Here is a 2,174-nt window from a genome sequence, read left to right on the forward strand (position 1 = left end):
CGCCTAATCTGCCGGTGGTTTGGGCAGCCTGTTGGTTCACTTTTTCGGTATAGTCCGGGTTTAGGTAGGCAGTGGCTCCGGTAAACGGGTTGTCGACATGGGGGTTTGCATACATGGCTTCAGCCGTTGTCAGGATAGTCACGGCCAGCATTCCGCAAGTCAGTAGCCCTATAAAAGATTTTAGTTTTGTAGATTTCATAAAGTCCTCTATATTTTTTAATAAAAATAACTTAAGAGCGAGGGGGATTATTTAGACCATTTCTGGGCAAGCAGCTATCAGCTATTCAGGCCCCTAAGCCCTCATTTGGGAAGCTTTTAGTCTTATCTTCCAGGATTTGGGAAACCCCATTCTGCCCGACTGGGACAATCAAATAACTTCCACAAAGAGGGGCCTTCAACCGGTATAACCTTTTCGAGAAAACACCATAGGGCGTCGTCAAGCTTAAGAATTTGGGTTATGAACAAGGGGAAAGAGGAAAGGGGAAAGGGGAAAAGAAGCCGATTGAATGTCTATAATTCCGAGGAATTCAATCGTATAAAATTTTCCCTTAAGAAGGACGTGACATCGTGGCCCAACGACCGACTATCAGTGACCCAGGATCCATTGCGCCCCTAACTATTCAGACAAAGCTAGGGTATGGCGTTGGTGAAATGAGTAAAGAAATTCCTAACAGTATTCTGGTTTTCTTTTTACTTTTCTTTTTTGCCAATGTTGTAGGCCGTTCGCTAGGATTGGCAGTGAGCTAGCGATTACTCAACCATGCCTAACTCTGGTATATACTGTGCTCCAAAATTCGAACCGATGAGGCCTATTCCTGCATCTCCGTAGTGTCCGTAGTGTTCTAATGTGTAGGTATACCTGGCGTTGGGAGGACCTGATATACGGATACGAGGCTCGGCAAGGGGAGGCTCACTTTCTGACCCACCGCAATAACTGATCACTAGCGCGATCAGGGTTAAGATCAACACGTTAATGAGGAGTGGGAGTCTCATATTCTATATCGTCTTCAAGAGTGTAGAATTCGAGGGTTCATTTCACTCTGCCTAACATTTCTGGTCAGCGGTTGCAAACAACCTCCGCAAACATACCATCCCCTTCTGCTAATCCGCCGCACCAGGGTTGTTAGGCGGCAACAAACTGAGGCATGAATGGAATGTCTGTGCTCCCAATATCTAACCCCATTTGTGAGAGCAAAGTAGTCACTTGCCCCCTGTGGTGTGTTTGATGATTGAACATATGCGTCACCAAAGCCCAGCGGGGAACTGTGCGAATTTTGCTGTCAACCTTACTTTGATATGTTTGCTTTTCGTCCAACCAAATGGGATCTAGCGCCGAAACCCAATCTATGATCCGAATATCCAACGCTTCTCTTTCAACCCTAAGAGCCGTAAATGAAGAAGCCAACTCTTGACCTAGCTCAGGAACCTGCACTGGATTGCCTGTGAACCGAGATAAAAATGCCAAATCCCCGTACATAATGTGGTTAAGCGTCATGTAAATGGAATCAAAAAAGGCTTTTCGATCTAGCCGAAGCTCCTCTTCGGACAATCTCGAACACACATCATAGAGCTTGATATTCATCCACTGGTTATATTCAGCCAATAACTGAAAGCGTTCGTGTTCAGACATCATCACTCCAGATCAGAAATTTGACAACCTTTATGAATCGTATTAGTAACCATCTAGCCTATCACCCACATTGATCGATCTTTGCAATATGTCAGTATGTTTTCTGGCTTCGATTTAGAATCCAGCATTCACTTGCCCAAAACAAGGGCGGTAGTTGTTTGTGGCTTTTCTTGCAACCTAACGTATCGGTTCACTCGTGACAGGCAGTTTGCTAGTTCCATCAGTACTCTAGTTTCATCAGGTGCAACCGGATAGTTAGACGGCAATCGAGAGAATAAATTAGGGACGTCTCACATTAATTCAGTCTATATATATTGTTATCACTACGCTTTGAGTTTTCAAGAATCATCTTCAAATTTAGACTTCTTCTATTAACGAATTCTATTAACGAACACGATCAGTCAGGTCTAGTCCAATTAAGTACTTATCCAAAATTAATTACATAGTCTTCCCCAAACCCTTTGAGGACTTTTTCGACATATTGAACCAAGCTTTCCCAACTCTCGTAAGCATCAAATTCAATCCACTCATATTTCATAAACCG

The 2,174-nt window shown here is 43.7% G+C and carries 2 protein-coding genes; one reads left to right on the plus strand and one right to left on the minus strand.

Features of this window, described 5'->3' with window-relative positions:
* The first annotated feature begins 567 nt into the window (after positions 1-567).
* Positions 568-747: a hypothetical protein gene (locus IQ260_RS30055; RefSeq protein ID WP_193996717.1), complete on the plus strand. Its 180-nt coding sequence runs from the start codon at positions 568-570 to the stop codon at positions 745-747.
* Positions 748-1,123: 376 nt separating this feature from the next.
* Here the strand turns inward: IQ260_RS30055 and IQ260_RS30060 are convergent, their stop codons facing one another.
* Entirely contained in the window at positions 1,124-1,633 is a 510-nt protein-coding gene (locus IQ260_RS30060) for a DinB family protein (protein ID WP_228016567.1), read from the minus strand.
* Positions 1,634-2,174 lie beyond the last annotated feature (541 nt).

The organism is Leptolyngbya cf. ectocarpi LEGE 11479 (assembly GCF_015207065.1).
In the GTDB taxonomy this organism is placed as follows: domain Bacteria; phylum Cyanobacteriota; class Cyanobacteriia; order Phormidesmidales; family Phormidesmidaceae; genus Leptothoe; species Leptothoe ectocarpi.